We start from the raw sequence: 20,206 nt of genomic DNA, 5'->3' as shown, positions 1-20,206 counted from the left end.
GCACTGTCCACGAATCAGGAGGAAGCCTAGGCATGACTGATCAACAGCGAGTCAACGACGAGCAGACGGGAATGTCCACGTGAAAGTGAAAGGCCGGGCGGGAAAGCAGGACGGACAAGGCGCCGACGGCACCGGGCCGGTGGCGGCACCGTCGGCCCGCGGCGGCGGACTGCTGCGCCGGCACCGGGACTTCCGCATGCTGTGGTGCGGTGAGTCGGCCGGGAAGTTCGGCGCCTCGGTCACGAGTGTGCTGCTGCCGCTGGCCGCTGTCTCCGTCCTGCACGCCGGCACCTTCGAGGTGAGCCTGCTCAACGCCGCCACCTGGGTGCCCTGGCTGGTGATCGGGCTCCCCGCCGGAGTCTGGGTGGACCGGCTGCGCCGCAGAACGGTCATGCTCGTCAGCGACGCCGTCTCCGGCGCCCTGTTCCTGAGCGTACCCGTCGCCGCCTGGCTCGGCGTGCTCGGCTTCGGTCAACTCCTGCTGGTCGCCCTGCTGGCCGGGACGGCGGCCGTCTTCTTCCAGACCGCCTACACCGCCTACCTCCCCACGGTCGTCGGCCCCGCCGACCAGGCCGAGGGCAACGCGAAGCTGCACGGCAGCGCCTCCGCCGCGCAGATCGTCGGATTCGGGTCCGGCGGACTGATCGCCCAGACCGCCGGGGCGGTCAACGGGATGCTGACCAACGCGGCGACGTTCCTCGTCTCCCTGATGTGCGTGGCCCGCATCCGGCACCGGGAGCCACCTCCCCCCGCCGCGGCCGAACGGTCACGCGGCGCGCTGTTCGGAGAAGTGGCGGAGGGCGTGGAGCTGGTCGCCCGCGACCCGTATCTGCGCAGCCTCACGCTCTTCGGGGCCACCTCCAACCTCGTCCTGGGCGGGTCCAACTCGCTGCTCGTGGTGTTCCTGGTGCGCGACGTCGGCCTCTCCTCCGGTGTGGTGGGGGTCCTGGCGGCGGTCGGCGGAGCCGGCGGGGTCCTGGGTGCGCTGTTGGTGCGGCGGTGCGTGGCCCGCTTCGGAACCGCCCGCGCCCTGCTGTTGTTCGAGCTCGGCGTCCCCGCGCTCGCCCCGCTCACCGCGCTCACGACGCCGGGCGGGGGACTGGTGTTCTTCGTCGTGGGCTACGCGGCGGTCTCGCTGGGCGTGGTGGCGGGCAACATCATCAAGGCGGGCTTCATCCAGGGCTACTGCGCCTCGGGGGTGCTCGGCCGGGTCACCGCCTGCTCGGCGTTCCTCAACTACGGGACGCTGCCGCTCGGCGCGCTGGCCGCCGGGGGACTGGGCACCTGGCTGGGGGTGCGCCCGACGATGTGGCTGCTGACCGCGGGCATGCCGCTGGCCGCGCTGATCCTGTGCTGCTCACCGATCCGTGCCCGCCGGGACCTGCCGGTGCGGGCGGCCGGGACGGACTGAGCGGGCCGCACGCCATCCTTCCGGACCTCCCGCTTCCCCCCTCTCATATATGCGACAGGCGCGAACACCAGCCCCGAACTCCCTGGGATTCGGCACTTCCTGCTGACAACGTGAATCCCCTCGGACCGGTCGATGCGACCGGTCGATGCCACCGATCGATGCGGCTGAGCGATGCGGCTGATCGACGCGACCGGCCGAGAAATCCCCAGCACATCCCGATGCGGGAGGAAGTACGCCGTGAAGCATTCCCCGGGCCCTGCGCGGAAGACGACCCGCCCGTCGAGGCGGTGCGACACCGGATGGGGATGACCTTTCCGGAACAGCGCATGAGGAAATCCGCCGGCAACGGCATGAAAGGACGCGCACCACGATGAGTTCTTCCCAGTCCGACACCGTCGGCATACCCGCCTGGATCGTCGAGCCCGGAAAACCGGCGACGACACACGTCCCCCGGTTCGCGCACACCGACGAGGCGTGCCAGTGGCTCACCTCGAACCACTCGGAGCTGCGCGCGGCACTCCACCGGTACGGCGCGCTGTACCTGCGCGGCCTCCCGGTCGACGACGTCGACGACTTCGCGAAGGTACGGGACGCCCTGGTACCCCGGCGCACCCCCTACCGGGAGAAGGCCACCCCCCGCAGCAGCTACGGCAACGACGTCTACTCCTCCACCGACCTCCCGCCGAACCAGCCCATCCGGATGCACAACGAGAACAGCTACACCCTCACCTTCCCGGGCCTGCTGCTGTTCTCCTGCCTGACCGCACCGGAGGAGGGCGGGGCGACGCCGGTCGCCGACTGCCGCGAGGTGCTGCGCCGCATCCCCGCCGACCTGGTCGCCCGGATGCGGTCCGCCGGCTGGCTGCTGACGCGCACCTACTCGGAGCACATCTCCCTGGACTGGCGGACCGCCTTCGCGGCCGACAGCCGGGAGGCCGTCGAGGAGTACTGCGCGGACAACCTCATCTCCTGTGAGTGGGACGCGTCGGACGGCCTGCGCACACGGCAGCTCCGGCCCGGCATCATCCGGCACCCGGAGACGGGCGAGGAGGTCTGGTTCAACCACATGGCCTTCTGGAACTCCTGGTCCCTGGACGAGGAGCTCCGCGAGGCGCTGCTCGACGAGTTCGGGCCCGACGGCCTGCCCTTCGAGACGGCCCTCGGCGACGGCCCGCCCCTGACACGGGAGGACATCGACACCATCAACGCCGCCTACGAGGCCGCGACCGTACGGGAGACCTGGCGGCCGGGTGACGTGCTGCTCGTCGACAACGTCCTGTGCACCCACGGCCGTGACCCCTTCCGGGGCGACCGGCGCATCGTCGTCGCCATGGGCGACCCCGTGGAGCTCGCGGACTGCCGGCCCACGGTGGCCCCCGCGGCGCGAGAGGAGCAGGCCGTATGACCGCCCTTCCCCAAGGCTCGTACGACAGCGCGCCGGCCCCGGGCCCTCACCGGGACCACCCCGTCGACCTGCTGACCCGCTTCCAGCAGGCGGTGGCGGCCGCCCCGGACCGGACGGCGGTCCACGACGAGGCCGGCAGCCTGACCTTCGCCGGACTCGACCGGCGCACGGCCCAGGTGGCCCAGGCGCTGACCGCACGAGGCGCCGCCCCCGGTGAGCGGGTCGGGGTCAGCCTTCCCCGCGGCACCGACCTCGTCGTCGCACTGCTCGCCGTATGGCGGGCGGGCGCCGCGTACGTTCCGCTCGACCCCGCGTATCCGTCGGAGCGCCTCCACACGATGGTGCGTGACGCGGGCATCCGGACCCTGCTGACGGCCGGCGACGACCGGACGTGGCCGACGGGCGTGCACCCCCTGTCCGTCAAGGGGCTCCCCGCCCCGGCGGACCGGCACCCCGCGCCACCGGTCCCGACCCCCGCGCACGCCCCGGCGTACGTGATCTACACCTCCGGCTCGACGGGCACCCCGAAGGGCGTCCAGACCACCCGCGGCGGTGTGGCGTCCCTGGTGTCCGGGCTGGAAGCGGCCGGCATGTACGCCGAGCGACCCCGCGTCGTCGCCTGGAACGCCAGCGTCTCCTTCGACGCCTCCGTCCAGCAGTGGGCGCGGGTGTGCCGGGGCGACACCCTGGTCATGCTCGGGGACGACGAGCGCACCGACCCCGGCCGGCTGAGCGAGGCCCTGGACCGGCACGGCGTGCACGACCTCGACCTGACCCCCTCGCACTGGCACCTGCTCCGCGCCGACCTGCTCGTGCGCGCCGCCGAGGGACGACGGCTGAGACTGTTCATGGGCGGCGAGCCGGTGCCCGAGCACACCTGGCGGGAGCTCGCGGCCGAACGCGCCGGGGGACGGCTCGAAGCGCTCAACCTGTACGGCCCCACCGAGTGCACCGTGGACGCCACCGTCACCTGGATCGAGGGCGACTCCCCGCACATCGGTCACCCCTTGCCGGACGTACGCGCCCACGTCCTGGACGCCGCACTGCGACCGGTGACCGACGGCGAGGAGGGCGAACTGTACCTGGCGGGCGCCGGAGTGGCGGCGGGGTACGTGAACCGGCCCGCGCTCACCGCGACCCGGTTCGTCGCCGACCCCTTCGCGGACGACGGCAGCCGGATGTACCGCACCGGGGACAAGGTGCGCCGCCGCGCCGACAGAGCCCTGGAATACCTGGGGCGCATCGACCGGCAGGTGAAGCTCCGCGGATACCGCGTCGAGCTGGGTGAGATCGAGGCGGCGCTGGCCACCCACCCCGCGGTGGCGACCGCGGTGGTCACACTGCACAGCAGCGCGACCGCCGGGGAGCAACTGGCCGCGTACTTCGTCGCCGTGGACGGGGCCGAGGGGACCGCGGACGGCACCGAAGGTACAGCGGCGGCCGCCGCCCCGGCCCCGGACGCCCTGCGGGACCACCTGGCCGGAATCCTGCCGCGGTACATGCTCCCGACCTCGTACGTCGCCCTCGACGCCCTGCCGTTGACGGTGAACGGCAAGGTCGATTTCGCCGCCCTGCCCGCCCCCGGACAGGCCACGGACGGGACGCCGGTCGCACAGCCGGACGAGGAGCCGGGGCGGCACCACGCCCCGGAAGGCGAGGTCGAGACGCTCATAGCGGATGTGTGGTCCGAGGTACTGGGCCGTCCGCACATCCGGGCCGACGACGACTTCTTCGCCATGGGTGGCCATTCGCTGATCGCCCTGCGCGTCGTCGCCCGGCTGAAGAAACACCTCGGGGTCGCCCTGGCCACCCGCGAGGTCTACCGGCACCCCCGGCTCAGGGACCTGGCGCGGCACGTCGAGACCGTCCGCGCCGGTCGCTGAGCTGCGGACCGTAGACCTGCGGGCCGCAGACCCGTAGTCCCTGGCCGATGACCGTGGCGGCGACGCCCCGGGCGGGATCCGTTCGAGAAGAGTTCGAGAAGAGAGAGGGCCACGATGGCCGCACGACAGGACACCACCGTCATCCGGATCAAACAGCCGGACCACACCACCCGGCGCACCCTCCTCTGCCTGGGCTTCTGCGGCGGAGGCACCGGGCCCTACCACGCGTGGAGCGAGCAGGTCCCCGCGGACGTGGCCCTCTCCGCCATCTGCTACCCCGGCAGGGAGGGCCGTTTCCTGGAGCCGTGCGCGGCCGACTGGGAGGAGCTCGCGGCCGACACCGCGGCGGCCGTGCTCTCGGCCGTCGACGGCCCGTACGTGCTCTTCGGCCACAGCATGGGCGGATGGATGGCGTTCGACGTGACGGCCCGCATCGAGAGCGCCGGCGGGCCGCTGCCCGAGGCGCTGGTCGTCTCCTCGTGCAACGCCCCCGACCGCGGCCTGACACCCCGCGACATGTTTCCCGCGCGCCAGGACAGCGACGCCCAGCTGCTGGACTGGATGCTGAGCAACGGTCTGATGCCCGCGCACGTCCTGGAGGACCCCGACCTCCAGGACATGGCGGTCGAGCTCATGCGCGAGGACATCCGCGTGCGCGACACCTTCACCTACCGACCCGGGACCACCGTGGGCGTCCCGGTGCAGATGCTCTCCGCGACCGATGACGACGTCATCGAGCAGGACGCCGGAGACCAGTGGCGCGGGGTCGCGCGCGGCCCCTACCGCCACGACGTGCTGCCCGGCGGGCACTTCTACACCCCGGACATCTGGCGGGGGCTGCCCGCCCACATCACCGCGCTCACCACTCCCATGGCCCCGACGCCCGCCTGAGCCGGCCGCTCCTCCGCCCCCTCTCCCACCTCCTCCCGGCCAGAAAGGCCCCCCTCGTGACGAACCCCTTCGAGAACCCCGACGGCACCTACCTGGTCCTGGTCAACGACCGCGACCAGCACTCCCTGTGGCCCTCGCACATCGCGCCCCCCATGGGCTGGACCGTGACGCACGGCGCGGCCGGCTACCAGGCGTGCCTCGACCACATCGAGGCGAACTGGCGCGACCTGTCGCCGAAGACCGTCGTGGGTCAGTGAACCGTTCCCGGATCTCCAAGGAAGTGTCGTGACTGAAGTGCGGAACCTGTCGGCGGAACAGACGGACGAGCGAGGTTATGGCGGCGGTGACTCCGGACGCGGCGGCCGAGGACCGCGGTCGGTGCGGGAGGAGCTGCTGTGCGGGCTGTTCGCCCAGGTGCTCAACGTTCCCGTCGTAGGGGTGGACGACAACTTCTTCGCCCTGGGAGGCCACTCGTTGAGAGCGGCTCAGCTGCTGAGCCGTATCCGCTCGGTGCTGGGTGTGGAGCTGGGGGTCCGAGAGCTGTTCTCGGCGCCGACGGTGGCGGGTCTGGCGGGACGGCTGGACGAAGGTGCGGCCGCTCGTCCCGCGGTGGTGGCGGGGGTGCGGCCGGAGGTGCTGCCCTTGTCGTTCGCTCAGCAGCGGTTGTGGTTCCTGGACCGTCTGGAGCAGAGCCCGACCTACAACGCCCCCTTCGCCTTCCGGATCCAGGGCCCGGTCGACACGGTCGCGCTGCAAGCGGCTGTCGACGATGTGGTGGCCCGCCACGAGGCACTGCGTACGACGTTCCCCGCCGCGGGCGGTGAGGCGCGCCAGGTGATCACGGCGCCCGAGCACGCCACGGTGAAGGTGGGGACCGTGGAATGCGCTGCCGAGGACCTGCCTTCCATGGTCCAGGCGTCCGCGTTCGCCTCTTTCGATCTCGCTGCCGAACTGCCGTTCCGTGTGACCTTGTTCTCAGCCGGCTGTGACGAGCACGTGCTGTTGTTGGCGCTGCATCACATTGCCAGCGACGGTTGGTCGGAGGCACCGCTGCTGCGGGATCTGTCCACCGCCTACCGGGCGCGTCAGGATGGCAGGGCACCGGGGTGGCTGCCGCTGCCGGTGCAGTACGCCGACTACGCGCTGTGGCAGCGCGAGCTGCTTGACGGCATAGGGGAGGAGCAGGCGGAGTTCTGGACCCGCACCCTGGCCGACCTCCCTCAGGAACTCGCCCTCCCCACCGACCGCCCCCGCCCCACGCAACCCACGCACACCGGTGGACTCATCCACTTCCCCATTCCCGCCGAACTCCACGCTCGCCTGGAGTGCCTGGCCCTCAACCATGGCGCGACCCTCTTCATGGTTCTTCAGGCCGCTCTGGCGACTCTGCTGACGCGTGTGGGTGCGGGGACGGATGTGCCGCTGGGTACGGCGACGGCCGGCCGCGGCGATGAGGCGCTGGACGATCTCGTCGGCTTCTTCGTGAACACTTTGGTGCTGCGTACGGACACCTCGGGTGATCCGACGTTCTCGCAGCTCCTCCAGCGGGTGCGGGAGGGCGACCTGGCGGCCTTCGCGCACCAGGATCTGCCCTTCGAGCGGTTGGTGAAGGAGCTCAACCCGGACCGTACCGCCGCCCGGCACCCGCTGTTCCAGACCATGCTGGTCCTCCAGAACAACGCGGAAGGAACCCTCGACCTCCCCGGCGCCGCCGTCACCCCCCGGCAGTTCGACACCGCACCCACCAAATTCGACCTCGGCTGGAGCCTCACGGAACAGCGGGACGCGGAAGGACGCCCTGCGGGGATCGCGGGAGTCCTCCAGTTCGCCACGGACCTGTTCGACCACTCCACCGCGACATCCCTGTCGCGTCTCCTCGTACGCCTCCTCGATTCCGTCACCACGGATCCGGATGTCGCTGTCGGCTCGCTGGAGGTTTTCGAGTCGGCGGAGCAGGAGCGGGCGCTCCTGGAGCGGGCGGGGGAGCGCCGACGAGCCATTGAGTCGTCGACGGTGGTACGGAGCGGGGGTGATGGGCGTGGTCCACGCTCTGTTCAGGAGGAGCTGCTGTGCGGGCTGTTCGCCCAGGTGCTCAACGTTTCCGTCGTAGGGGTGGACGACAACTTCTTCGCCCTGGGAGGGCACTCGCTGCTCGCCACTCGGCTGCTGGGCCGTATCCGGTCGGTGCTGGGTGTGGAGCTGGGTGTTCGCGCGTTGTTCTCGGCGCCGACGGTGGCGGGTCTGGCGGGGCGGCTGGCGGAGGGGGCGCCTCCTCGTCCCGCGCTCACAGCCGGCTCACGGCCGGAGGTGTTGCCCTTGTCGTTCGCTCAGCAGCGGTTGTGGTTCCTGGACCGTCTGGAGCAGAGCCCGACCTACAACGCCCCCTTCGCCTTCCGGATCCAGGGTGCTGTCGACGTGGAAGCGTTGCAGGCGGCCGTCGGCGATGTGGTCGCCCGCCATGAGGCACTGCGCACGGTCTACCCCATGGCTGACGGCGAACCGTTCCAGCGCGTGCTGGGGGCCGACCGGGCGAGCGTGGGCATCGATGTGGTGCGGTGTTCCGACGAAGAGATGTCCGCGCGGTTCCATGCCACGGCCTTCAGGCCCTTCGACCTTGCCGCCGAGCTGCCGTTCCGCGTGACCTTGTTCTCGACCGGCCCTGACGAGAACGTACTGCTGCTGACGTTGCATCACATCGCCAGCGACGGTTGGTCCGAGGCGCCGTTGCTACGGGATCTGTCCGCCGCCTACCGGGCCCGCCTGAACGGTGGGGAACCGGGGTGGCAGCCGCTGCCCGTGCAGTACGCCGACTACGCGCTGTGGCAGCGAGAGCTTTTGAACACCGTGGGGACGGAACAGAAGGAGTTCTGGACCCGCGCTCTGGCCGATCTCCCCCAGGAGCTCGCCCTCCCCACCGACCGCCCCCGCCCCGCCCAACCGACCCACACGGGCGGACTCATCCCCTTCAGCGTTCCGGCACCGCTGCACACCCGTCTCGTGTCGCTGGCCCGCGACCACGATGCGACGATCTTCATGGTTCTCCAGGCCGCTCTGGCGACTCTGCTGACGCGTGTGGGTGCGGGGACGGATGTGCCGCTGGGTACGGCGACGGCCGGCCGCGGCGATGAGGCGCTCGATGACCTCGTCGGCTTCTTCGTGAACACTCTGGTGCTGCGTACGGACACCTCGGGTGATCCGACGTTCTCGGAGCTGCTGCGACGGGTGCGGGAGGGCGATCTGGCGGCGTTCGCCCACCAGGATCTGCCCTTCGAGCGGTTGGTGAAGGAGCTCAACCCGGACCGTACCGCCGCCCGGCACCCGTTGTTCCAGACCATGCTGGTCCTCCAGAACAACGCCGAGGGAACCCTCGACCTCCCCGGCGCCACCGTCACCCCCCGGCCACTCGACAACGCGCCGACCAAATTCGACCTCAGCTGGGGCTTCGCGGAGCATCACGGCGAGGACGGGACGCCGTACGGCATGGACGGCCTGCTGCACTACTCCGCCGACCTCTTCGACCACTCCACGGCGAAGGCCCTCACTCAGCGCCTGCTGCGTCTCTTCGATTCCGTCACCACGGATCCGGATGTCGCTGTCGGCTCGCTGGAGGTTTTCGAGTCGGCGGAGCAGGAGCGGGCGCTTCTGGGGCGGACGGGAGAGCGCAGGCGAGCCCTTGAGGCATCGGCCGTGGAGCGGAGTGGTGGTGAGGGGCGTGGTCCACGTTCTGTGCAGGAGGAGTTGCTGTGCGTGCTGTTCGCGCAGGTCCTCGAGGTCCCGGGCGTAGGCGTCCACGACAACTTCTTCGCCCTGGGGGGCCACTCGCTGCTCGCCACTCGGCTGCTGGGCCGTATCCGGTCGGTGCTGGGTGTGGAGCTGGGGGTCCGAGAGCTGTTCTCGGCGCCGACGGTGGCAGGTCTGGCGGGGCGGCTGGCGGAGGGGGCTGCTGCTCGTCCCGCGCTCACGCCCGGCTCACGGCCGGAGGTGTTGCCGTTGTCGTTCGCTCAGCAGCGGTTGTGGTTCCTGGACCGTCTGGAGCAGAGCCCGACCTACAACGCCCCCTTCGCCTTCCGGATCCAGGGCCCGGTCGATGTCCAAGCCCTGCAGGCGGCGGTCGACGACGTAGTGGCCCGCCACGAGGCGCTGCGTACGACGTTTCCCGCTGCCGAGGGCGAGGCCCGGCAGGTGATCGCGGCGCCCGAGGACGCCTCGGTGAAGGTGACGGTGGTGCGGTGTGCCGCCGAGGACCTGCCTTCCATGGTCCATGCTTCGGCTTTCACCTCGTTCGACCTCGCCGCCGAGCTGCCGTTCCGCGTGGCCTTGTTCTCGACCGGCCATGACGAGCACGTGCTGCTGCTGACGTTGCATCACATCGCCAGCGACGGTTGGTCGGAGGCGCCGCTGCTGCGGGATCTTTCCACCGCCTACCGGGCCCGCCTGAACGGTGGGGAACCTGGGTGGCAGCCGCTGCCGGCGCAGTACGCCGACTACGCGCTGTGGCAGCGCGACCTCCTCGAGGACACAGGGGCGGAGCAGGCCGAGTTCTGGGCCCATGCCCTGGCCGAGCTCCCTCAGGAGCTCGCCCTCCCCGCCGACCGCCCCCGCCCCGCGCAACCGACCCACACCGGCGGACTGGTCCGCTTCCACCTCCCCGCCGACCTCCACGCGCGGCTCGACACCCTCTCCCGCAGCCACGGCGCCACCCTCTTCATGACCCTTCAGGCCGCGCTGGCCGCACTGCTGACGCGCCTCGGCGCGGGCGACGACATTCCCCTCGGCACGGCCACGGCCGGCCGTGGCGACGAAGCGCTGGACGATCTCGTCGGGTTCTTCGTGAACACTCTGGTGCTGCGTACGGACACCTCGGGTGATCCGACGTTCTCGCAGCTCCTCCAGCGGGTGCGGGAGGGCGACTTGGCGGCCTTCGCGCACCAGGATCTGCCCTTCGAGCGGTTGGTGAAGGAGCTCAACCCGGACCGTACCGCCGCCCGGCATCCGCTGTTCCAGACCATGCTGGTCCTCCAGAACAACGCCGAAGGGACCCTCGACCTCCCCGGCACCACCGTCACCCCCCGGCAATTCGACGCCGCACCCACCAAATTCGATCTGGACTTCACCTTCGCGGAGAGCCGCGACGAGGAGAGGGCGCCCTGTGGCGTCGACGGTCTGCTGCACTACTCCACCGACCTGTTCGACCGCTCCACCGCCGAATCCCTGACCCGGCACCTCATCCGCGTCCTCGATGCCGCCGTCGCGAACCCCGATGCCCCCATCGGGGCGCTGGAGCTGCTCTCGCCGCTGGAGCGGGACCGCCTCCTGGTGCGGTGGAACGACACCGATCGCACCCTGCCCGACGACCGTCTGCTGCACGAGACCTTCGAGGAGCAGGTGCGGCGTGCCCCCGACGCCACGGCGCTCGTCGACGCGCGGGGCACGCTGACGTTCCAGGAGCTGAACAACAGGGCCAACCAGCTGGCCCGGCTGCTGATAGGCCAGGGCGTGGGGCCGGAGCAGCATGTGGCCACCCTGCTGCCACGCACCGGCGAGCACATCGTCGCCCTGCTCGCCGTCCTCAAGGCGGGCGCCTGCTATGTGCCGCTGGATCCGGAGTACCCGCTGGACCGGCTGGCCCTCATGCTGGACGACGCCGCACCGGCGGTCCTGCTGACGGACATGGATCAGGCCGCCCGGCTCCGGCCGCACTGTGGGACGACACCGCCGCTGCTGCCCCTCGACGACCCCACCGTGCGCGCCACCCTCGCGCGGCACGCGCCCGTCGACCCCGGCCCCGGCGACCGGCGGACCCGGCTGAGCGCGGACCACCTCGCGTACGTGATCTACACATCCGGTTCGACCGGGCGACCGAAGGGCGTGGCGGTCGAACACCACAGCCTGGCCAACCTGTTCCACGGCCACCTCGGCGAGGTCCACGCACCCCAGACGGCGGACGGCCGGAGGATCCGGGCCGCGCTGACCGGGCCGTTGACGTTCGACTCCTCCTGGTGCCCGCTGCTGTGGATGATGGGCGGCCACGAGCTGCACCTCATCGACGACGAGACCCGCCGCGACCCGCGGGCGCTGGTCGAGTACGTCGCCTCCGAGGCCATCGACTACCTGGAGGTGTCGCCCACCTACTGCCGTCAGTTGCTGGCGGCGGGCCTGCTGTCCGACGGGCAGGCGTCGCGCCCGCGCGTCATCGAGCTCGGGGGCGAGGGCTGCGACCAGGCCCTGTGGACCGACCTGCGGGCCGTACCCGGCACGGTCACCGTCAACGGCTACGGCCCGACGGAGGGAACGGTGTACGTCTCCTACGCGACCGCCGCGGACCACGAGCGGCCGACGATCGGCCGCCCCATGGGCAACAACCGCGTGTACGTGCTCGACGAGCGGCTCCGGCCGGTCCCGGTCGGGGTGGTCGGCGAGCTGTATCTGGCGGGTACGGGCGTGGCACGCGGTTACGTGGGCCGCCCGGCCCTGTCGGCGCGGCGGTTCGTGGCCTGCCCGTTCGGTCGGCCCGGCGAGCGGATGTACCGCACCGGGGATCTGGTCAGATGGCACGCCGACGGGGTGCTGGAGTACGTGGGCCGCGCCGACGACCAGGTGAAGGTCCGGGGGTTCCGGATCGAGCCGGGCGAGGTGGAGGAGGTCCTCGCCGGGCACGCGGCGGTCGGCCACGTGGCCGTGAGCGTCCGCGAGGACCGCCCGGGCGACCGCCGCCTGGTGGCGTACGTGGTCGCCGGCCCCGACGGTGAGGCGGGCGGGGTCCTGGACCCGGGCGCGCTGCGCCGGTTCGCGGCGGAGAGACTGCCGCGCCACATGGTGCCGTCGGCGTTCGTCTTCCTGGACGCCCTGCCGCTGACCTCACGGGGAAAGCTGGACCGGCGGGCCCTGCCCGCGCCGGACGACGGGGCGGCGGTGGGCCGGCGCGGTCCGCGGACGGTACGCGAGGAACTGCTGTGCGGGCTGTTCGCGCAGGTGCTCGAGGTGCCCGCGGTGGGGGTCGACGACGACTTCTTCGCACTCGGCGGCCACTCGATGCTCGCGATGCGGCTGATCGGCCGGGTGCGTTCGGTGCTGGGGGCCGAGCTGGACATCCGGACCCTGTTCGACGCCCCCACCGTCGCCGACCTCGCCGAGCGGCTCACCACCGCCGAGGGCCGGCGGGAGGACTCGCTCGCCGTTCTGCTGCCGCTGCGCACGGTGCGCCGGCCGGCCCGTGCGCCTCTCCCGGACGCCGCCGCCCCGCCGCTCTTCTGCGTCCACCCGGCGGCGGGCGTCAGCTGGGTGTACTCCGGGCTGCTCCGGCACCTGCCGTCCGACCAGCCCTTGTACGGTCTCCAGGCGCACGGGCTCACGCGACCGGACGCCGCTCCCAAGAGCATGGCCGAGATGGTGGAGGCATACCTGGCACAGCTCCGGTCCGTGCGGCCGGAGGGCCCGTACTCCCTGCTCGGCTGGTCCTTCGGCGGTGTCGTGGCCCACGAGATGGCCGTGCGGCTCCAGGAGGAGGGGCAGCGGGTCGACTCCCTCGTACTGCTCGACAGCTACCCGCCCGCCAGTGGCGTTCCGGCGGAGCGGACCGCGGGCGAGCCGGGCGGACCGGGAGCGGAGTCGGCGGATGAGGCGGAGCTCAGGCAGGCCCTGTTCGCCTCACTGGGACACCGGTCACTGGGACACCGGTCACTGGGACACCGGCCGGACTCGTCCGCCGACCTCACCGACCCGCTCGCGCTGCTCGGGGACCGGGGCCTCGCGGCCATGGTCCGCGTGTTCGCCCACAACGCCCGCTTGCAGGACGGCTTCGTACCGAGGACGTTCCGGGGCGATGTGCTGGTCTTCGAGGCGACCGAGGACAAGGCCCCGGGCTCGGCCCGCCCGCACGACTGGCGCCCGCATGTGACGGGCCGGATCGAGGTCACGCCCGTACGGGGAGCGCACGGCGAGCTGACCCGGCCGGACCGCCTCGCCGAGATCGGCCCCGTACTGGCCGACTGGTTGCGGCGACACGGGCGGTGAGGCCCGCACCGAGGTGACCGCGTCCCGTCCGGGTGCTACGACACCGCACCCGGACGGGATCCCGCCATGGCTCCCGCCGCCATCTCCGCCGCCCCTCGCAGCCCCCGGTACAGCTCCTCGGCCTGCGCCAGGTGCGCGTCGGCCGTCGCCTCCTCGCGCACCGCCCGCAGGGCCCGGCCGAGAGCCTGATGGCTGTGCGCCATCAGCAGCGGTTCCTGGGCCAGCTGCGCGCCGGCCAGGGCCTCCCGCGCCGTGTCGACGGCACCCCCGGTGTCCCCGGTCGCCAGGAGCGCCTCGGAGAGCCGGAACAGACACTCCGTCTCGTTGCGGGCGTGGGCACTGTCCCGGGCCCGTTCCAGCACCCGGTGGTACAGCCGGGCCGCCGCCGCGTGCTCGCCGCCGCGCAGGACGCTGTCCGCCTCCGTCATCATCATCCTGATGAGCCACTTCTCGTCGTTGGTCCGGGTGAAGATTCCCGCCAACTCCCGGCACTCCGCCCCGATCCGGTCCAGATCCATCCGCCGGTCCGGATCCTCGACCTCTATCTGGAGCAGGATGGTGCGCCGGCGCGCCACCAGCTCCCGATCGCCGCTGGCCGCCGCGAGGGCCACCGACCGCTCCGCGAAGGCGCGGGCCGACGCGAAGTTCCCGAACTGGAGCTCCAGCTGGGCCAGCATCGACAGGGTGAACAGGACCAGCAGGAACGGCCGGTGGCCGTCGCGCGGGTCGGGGGCGTCGTCGAAGAGGTCAAGGACCTTCAACAGGTGCGCCCGTGAGCGGTGGAGGGACTCGGGGGAGGAGTGCTTCTTGAGGATCACTCCCGCCGCGTAGTGGGCGGTGCCCGCGATGACCCCGCCGCAGTGCTTCTGGGCGGCGGGGACCAGCGCGATGGCGGCGTGCGCGAGCGACCCCAGCGGCACGATCTCCTCGAAGCAGGGCACGAGCGTCATGATGTCCACGGCCAGCGCCACCGCGTCGGGGTCACCACAGGCCGCGGCCTGCTCGACGACCGCGGCCACCGTGGGCATGGCGCCCCGCATCCACACCATCGCCTCGCGCCCGGTGCCCACGTCCGCGCCCGCCGACCGCCGGGGGTGGATCTCCGCGGTCAACGGGCCGGCCAAAGGCTGCGAGGCCCGTACGGCGGCCACGACACTGGCACACATGTAGTCGGCCGCCCGGAGCACCACCGCGCGGCGCTCCAGCTCGGTCAGCTCCGCCTGTGCCTTGGCCCGGGCGTACGCGCCGACCAGGTCGTGGAAGTGGTAGCGGCCCGGTGCGCGGGTCTCCAGGAGCACGGCGTCGACCAGCGCCTCCAGCACCGTCTCGGCGTCCCGTTCCGGCAGTTCGAGAACGGCGGCCGCGCCCTTGACGTCGAACTGCGTGCAGTGCGGGATGGACAGCGCCATGAACGCACGGGCCTGCCGGGGAGCCAGCTGGGAGAACGACAACTCGAAGACCGCCTCGACCGTCAGCTCTCCCACCCGGAGCTCGCCGAGCAGCCGCGCCTGGTCCGACACACGTGCCAGCAGCGTGTCGACGGTCCACGCCGGGCGGGCCGCCAGGCGAGCCCCGGCCGCACGCAGCGCCAGCGGCAGGTACCCGCAGGCCGCCGCCAGCGCCGCGACGGCCCTCGGCTCCTCCTCCAGCCGCCGCGCCCCGGCGACCTTGCCGATCAGCTCCACGGCCTCGTCGGGCCCCAGGCCCACCAGGGGCACGGTGCGGGTGACGGGCATCGCCGCCAGCGCCCGGGCCGTGATCAGCACAGCGCACTGGGCCGCGCCCGGCAGCAACGGTTCGACCTGCGCCACGCTGGTGGCGTTGTCCAGTACGACCAGTACGGCGCGCCGCGACAGCAGGGTACGGAACAGCGCCGTGCGGTCGGCGAGCGACACCGGGAAGCGCTCGTGCGGAACGCCCAGTGACGTCAGAAAGCTCGTCAGGATCCCGGCCGGGTCGCACGGAGCCCCGTCGGGCCCGCGCAGATTCGCGTACAGCTGTCCGTCGGGATAGGTGCCGGCGACGGCGTGCGCCGTACGAAGGGCCAGCGCGGTCTTGCCGACGCCGCCCATCCCCGTGATGACCGCGACGGCGTGCTCGGCACCGCCGGTGAGCGAGGAGACCAGCGCGGATATCTGCTCGTGACGGCCGGTGAAGTCGCTGGGCACGGGCGGCAGCTGAGCGGGCGTTCGCGGGCCCCGAGCGTCCGGCCGCACCCGGTCGGCCCGCGCCGGCGCCCCCTCGTCCACCGCGGAGGGGGCCGCGAGGAGCCCCCGGTCCTCCGCCAGGATGGCGGCGTGCAACTCCCGGAGGTCGGGGCCCGCGTCGATGCCCAGCTCGTCCGCGAGCACCCGGCGGGCGTCGTCGTAGGCCAGCAGCGCCTCGGCGCCGCGCCCGGAACGGTAGAGCGCCAGCATCAGGGCACCGTGCAACCGCTCCCGGTACGGGTACGCCTCCAGGGCGCGCAGGATGTCCGGCACCAGCTCCGCGCTTCGCCCGCACTCCAGCAGCAGCTCCAGACGGTGCTCCACCGCGGACGCGCGCTGCTCGGTCAGCGCGCGACGCTGGTCCTCGGCACCGGGCCCGGGCAGCCCCGCCAGAGCGGCGCCCCGCCACATCCCGAGCGCCTCCTCCAGGCAGGCCACGGCGGACAAGGGGTCACCGTCCCGGGCCCGGCGCCTGGCCCGCGCGGTGAGCCGGCCGAACCGCAGCGCGTCCACGCACTCCTCGGGCAGCAGCAGTATGTAACCGTCGTCCGTGGTGCCGATGACCGCCGGCGGGCGCTCGTCGCCGTCCGCGTCCACACGGTCGAAGTGCGTCCGCAGCCGGTGCACATAGTTCACGATCACCCGCCGGGCGGAGGACGGCGGACGGTCGTCGTACAGCTCGTCGATCAGCTCGTCGATGGTCACCAGGGTCCCGGCGCGCAGCGCCAGGGCCGCCAGTACGGCCTGCGGCCCCGGAGCTCCGGGACGGGTGTCCGCCCCCCGGGCCGAGACGTACTGGACAGGACCGAGCAGACGGATGCGCGTCACCTCGTGCGGCGTGGCCAATTGCGGCGTCTCCCCTTGTCCCCATGGATGTTGGTGATCATATGGGGCGCCCGGTCCGCGGGCATCACCGCCGCCGTACTCGACGGGCCGTACGCGGGCTCCGTCCCCGGCTCCGGAACGGCGACCGGGGGAAGGCGGGATTGTTTCCGGGCAGAGGGGGCAGGCGGCCGCCATGCAGGTACACCCAGCGCATCTCATGCCCGCTGTGGTCGGCCGACTGCGTGCCCGGATGTCCGCCGCCCACGATCCCCACGGTGCCGGCAGGCACCGCCGCTCAGGCCGGGGCAAAGGCCGGTGGCACCGTAGAATCGTCGCCTACCGCGACGTCGAGTTCGTCCAGTCCCTCGCGCCCGGACACGACGAGGGGCAGTGCCTGCTCCTGGTGCACATCCGCAAGGTGGTCGGACAGGTCACCTATCAGGTCTGCGGCGAATGCGGCGACGGTCTGATCACCGATGTCGTACTCGACGAACGCTTCCACCACAGCGGACTCGGCACGCGCTCACTGTCGCACCTACGGGCCCGCTACCCCGACGTCACCTGGCGCACCACGCTGCACCGCCGCCTGACCCGCGACCTCCTGCGCCGCATGCGCATCCCCCGCACGGCCCAGGCCCGCACCTGCCCCCACACGAAGCCGCTTCGCCGCCCTGCCGCCCGTTGAGCGCGTCCTCCTGCCGTCGGCAGCGCAGGGTCACCCCTCCACCGTCTCGACCCGCGGCGGATGGCCGTTCCATGTGACGAACACCGAGGTGGTCCTCGTGGCCGCCACGAAGTCCACCCGGATCCAGGCGCTCTGCTTCCACACCCGCATCTGCCAACCCTCCTCCGGCGTCGCCGAGACCAGCGTGGCCGAGCTCGCACCGAGATCGAAGACCACGCGGCCGCCCCGGACCGCATAGCTCTTCACCTCACCGGTGCCGGGCGACGGTGCGGCATCGGGGCTCCGCGCGGCCTCGGGCGCGGGCGTGCCGCGCCGCGCCGACGGCGAACCCGGCGACGAGGGGGAGGCCGACGGCTCCGGGGCGCGGGTCGAGGAGGCCGGCCCGCCCGCCGCGGGCGACGCGGTGCCGGAGATCGGCAGCGCGCGCGGCGGCTCGTACGCCGTGCCCGCCAGCACGGTCCGCACGCCGTACCAGGACACCGCCGTGGCCGCCGCGGTCGCCAGCGCCCACGCCAGGGCCTGCATGATTCCTCGCCTCACCTGGCTCATAGTGCCTCACTCGTATGGCGTACGGTGCGGCCCATGGCAAGACTGCTCGTAGTCGAGGACGACCCGTTCGTGCGCTCCGCCCTCATCCGGCAGCTGACCGAGGCTTCGCACAGCGTACGTAGCGTCGGAACCGCCCTGGAGGCGTTACGCGAAGTGGCACAGGTCGGCTTCGACCTGGTCATCCTCGACCTGGGCCTGCCGGATCTCGACGGGGCACAGGCGCTGAAGATGCTGCGCGGCATCACCGATGTGCCGGTCATCGTGGCCACCGCGCGGGACGACGAGGCGGAGATCATCCGGCTGCTCACCGACGGCGCCGACGACTATCTGGTCAAGCCCTTCTCCGTGGCGCACCTGACCGCGCGCATGGCAGCCGTGCTGCGCCGCACGGGCCGGGGCGGCGGCGCGGCGGGCGAGCCGGTGCCGTCCGGGACGCTGCGGGTCGGCGGCCTGTCGGTCGACCCGTTGCGGCGGCTGGCGGAATTGGACGGCACCGCCCTCGACCTGACGCGGCGTGAGTTCGATCTGCTCGCCTATCTGGCCGGCCGCCCGGGCGTCGTCGTACCCCGCAAGGAACTCCTCGCCGAGGTCTGGCAGCAGTCCTACGGTGACGACCAGACCATCGATGTGCACTTGTCCTGGTTGCGCCGCAAACTGGGCGAGACCGCCGCCAGCCCGCGCTACCTGCACACCGTCCGCGGAGTCGGGGTGAAGCTGGAGCCCCCGCAGGGCCCGCCCCCGATACCGCCGGAGGCACCCTTGGAGCAGGCGTGAGATGGGCCCTCATCAGGGTTTCGCTGGCCGTCACGGTGATGGTGGTGCTGGCCTTCGCCGTGCCGCTCGGGCTGGTGGTCAGGGAGCTGGCCCGGGACCGCGCCTTCGCCGACGCCGAACGGCAGGCGGCCCAGATACGGCCCGCCCTCGCCATCACCACCGACCGCGACCAGCTGGAACGGGCGGTCGCCAGCTCACAGGCCGGCGGGGACGGGCGGATGGCCGTCCATGTGCCCGGCAACGACGGCACACGCAAGGGGACGAGCCCCGACACGCACGAGGCGTACGACATCGGCCACCGCCGGGCCGACCCGCGCGATGTGGAGACGGCCCGCCGCGGCCGCTCCGCCGTCACCTCCGTGCCCGGCGGCTACGCCCTGCTCCAGCCGACGGCCCTGAGCACCGGCGAGTTCGCGGTGGTCGAGGTCTATGTGCCGCACCGCGCGGTCGGCAACGGCGTCACCACCTCCTGGGTGATCCTCGCCGGCGTGGGCCTCGGGCTGATCGCCGGCTCCCTCGTCACCGCGGACCGCCTCGGGCTGCGGCTCGTCCGCCCGGCGGAGCGGCTCGCCAGAGCCGCCGCCGAACTGGGGGAGGGGAAGCTGGGCGTGCGCGTGCGCGAGGACGGCCCGGCGGAACTGCGCGCCGCCGCCGTCGCGTTCAACTCCATGGCCGACAAGATCGTGCAGCTCCTCTCCAACGAACGCGAGCTCGCCGCCGACCTCTCGCACCGGCTGCGCACCCCGCTCACCGTCCTTCGCCTCAACGCCGCCTCGCTCGGCGACGGCCCGGCCGCCGACCAGACCCGCGCCGCCGTCGCGCAGCTGGAACGCGAGGTCGACCAGCTGATCCGTACCGCCCGCGAACAGGACGAGCGGACGGAGCGGCCCACGCTCGGCTGCGACGTCTGCGAGGTGATCCGTGACCGGATGGCCTTCTGGTCCGCGCTCGCCGAGGACGAGGGGCGCACCGTGCGGCTCGCGGGCGTCGACGCGACCGTACGGGTCCCCGTCGCCCGCCCCGAACTCGTCGCCGCCCTGGACGCGATGCTCGGCAACGTCTTCCGGCACACCCCCGAGGGCACCGCCTTCGCGGTGGACGTGCACCACAGCGAGGACGCCGTGATCGTGCTCGTCTCCGACGCGGGCCCCGGCATCGCGGACCCGGACGCCGCGCTGCGCCGCGGCCACGGCGACGGCGGCCCCGGCTCCACCGGTCTCGGCCTGGACATCGTGCGCCGGGTCGCGGAGTCCACGGGGGGTGACGTACGGATCGGGCGGTCGGTGCTCGGCGGAACCGAGGTGCGGGTGTGGCTCTCGCTGGACGGCGGAGGCCGGCCCCGACGCGGCGACCGGCGCCGCCGGATACGCCGGATCCGTCGCGTCGGCGCGGGACGGGGGACGAGCCGGCGGACCTCCTGAGCCGGCTCGCCCACCGACCCCCGCCCGCCCTTCGCTGACGGGCCCCGCTTTCTTTAACCGTCACCCATGCGTTTCTTAAGCCCGCCATAAATAGCGGGCCCGAGCTGATGATTCGGCGATTGGTCCGATTCGTTCCCGCTAG

Annotated in this window: 11 protein-coding genes; 9 read left to right on the top strand and 2 right to left on the bottom strand. The window is 72.3% G+C overall.

The window, feature by feature from the left end; genetic code table 11:
• The first annotated feature begins 139 nt into the window (after positions 1–139).
• The 6 genes from ACZ303_RS24720 (at position 140) to ACZ303_RS24695 (ending at position 13,603) form a co-directional block, all read left to right on the top strand.
• Positions 140–1,411, top strand: coding sequence for an MFS transporter (locus tag ACZ303_RS24720; protein WP_467342674.1), 1,272 nt, complete (start codon positions 140–142; stop codon positions 1,409–1,411).
• Positions 1,412–1,781: 370 nt separating this feature from the next.
• Positions 1,782–2,816: a TauD/TfdA family dioxygenase gene (locus tag ACZ303_RS24715; RefSeq protein WP_467342458.1), complete on the top strand. Its 1,035-nt coding sequence runs from the start codon at positions 1,782–1,784 to the stop codon at positions 2,814–2,816.
• On the top strand, positions 2,813–4,699 hold the full coding sequence (locus ACZ303_RS24710; protein WP_467342456.1) for a non-ribosomal peptide synthetase: 1,887 nt from the start codon (positions 2,813–2,815) through the stop codon (positions 4,697–4,699). The genes ACZ303_RS24715 and ACZ303_RS24710 overlap by 4 nt, the downstream gene beginning before the upstream one ends.
• Before the next feature lie 114 nt (positions 4,700–4,813).
• The gene (locus tag ACZ303_RS24705; RefSeq protein WP_467342455.1) at positions 4,814–5,590 is read left to right on the top strand and encodes a thioesterase II family protein; all 777 of its coding nucleotides are present in this window, start codon (positions 4,814–4,816) and stop codon (positions 5,588–5,590) included.
• Between the two features lie 56 nt (positions 5,591–5,646).
• On the top strand, positions 5,647–5,847 hold the full coding sequence (locus tag ACZ303_RS24700) for an MbtH family protein (protein WP_467342454.1): 201 nt from the start codon (positions 5,647–5,649) through the stop codon (positions 5,845–5,847).
• A 28-nt stretch (positions 5,848–5,875) separates the two neighbouring features.
• Positions 5,876–13,603, top strand: a complete 7,728-nt coding sequence (locus tag ACZ303_RS24695; protein WP_467342452.1) for an amino acid adenylation domain-containing protein — start codon at positions 5,876–5,878, stop codon at positions 13,601–13,603.
• Positions 13,604–13,638: 35 nt separating this feature from the next.
• On the opposite strand, the gene ACZ303_RS24690 is transcribed toward ACZ303_RS24695, so the two are convergent.
• Complete coding sequence (locus ACZ303_RS24690) at positions 13,639–16,656, bottom strand: AfsR/SARP family transcriptional regulator (protein WP_467342449.1); 3,018 nt, start codon at positions 16,654–16,656, stop codon at positions 13,639–13,641.
• Positions 16,657–16,828: 172 nt separating this feature from the next.
• On the opposite strand from ACZ303_RS24690, the gene ACZ303_RS24685 reads away from it, so the two are divergent.
• On the top strand, positions 16,829–17,320 hold the full coding sequence (locus ACZ303_RS24685; RefSeq protein WP_467342447.1) for a hypothetical protein: 492 nt from the start codon (positions 16,829–16,831) through the stop codon (positions 17,318–17,320).
• Between the two features lie 30 nt (positions 17,321–17,350).
• On the opposite strand, the gene ACZ303_RS24680 is transcribed toward ACZ303_RS24685, so the two are convergent.
• Positions 17,351–17,869 carry a hypothetical protein gene (locus ACZ303_RS24680; RefSeq protein ID WP_467342445.1) on the bottom strand — a complete coding sequence of 173 codons (519 nt, stop codon included), beginning with the start codon at positions 17,867–17,869 and terminating at the stop codon, positions 17,351–17,353.
• 33 nt (positions 17,870–17,902) lie between these two features.
• Between ACZ303_RS24680 and ACZ303_RS24675 the strand changes: the two genes are divergently transcribed.
• Positions 17,903–18,643, top strand: coding sequence for a response regulator transcription factor (locus tag ACZ303_RS24675; protein WP_467342444.1), 741 nt, complete (start codon positions 17,903–17,905; stop codon positions 18,641–18,643).
• Positions 18,640–20,064, top strand: a complete 1,425-nt coding sequence (locus ACZ303_RS24670; protein WP_467342443.1) for a sensor histidine kinase — start codon at positions 18,640–18,642, stop codon at positions 20,062–20,064. Before ACZ303_RS24675 ends, ACZ303_RS24670 begins: the two co-directional genes overlap by 4 nt.
• The last annotated feature ends 142 nt before the right edge of the window (positions 20,065–20,206 follow it).

Source organism: Streptomyces sp. NPDC023527 (assembly GCF_055560115.1).
The sequence above is the reverse complement of the archived record's forward strand: the minus strand, read 5'-3'. Positions and strand labels throughout refer to the sequence as shown.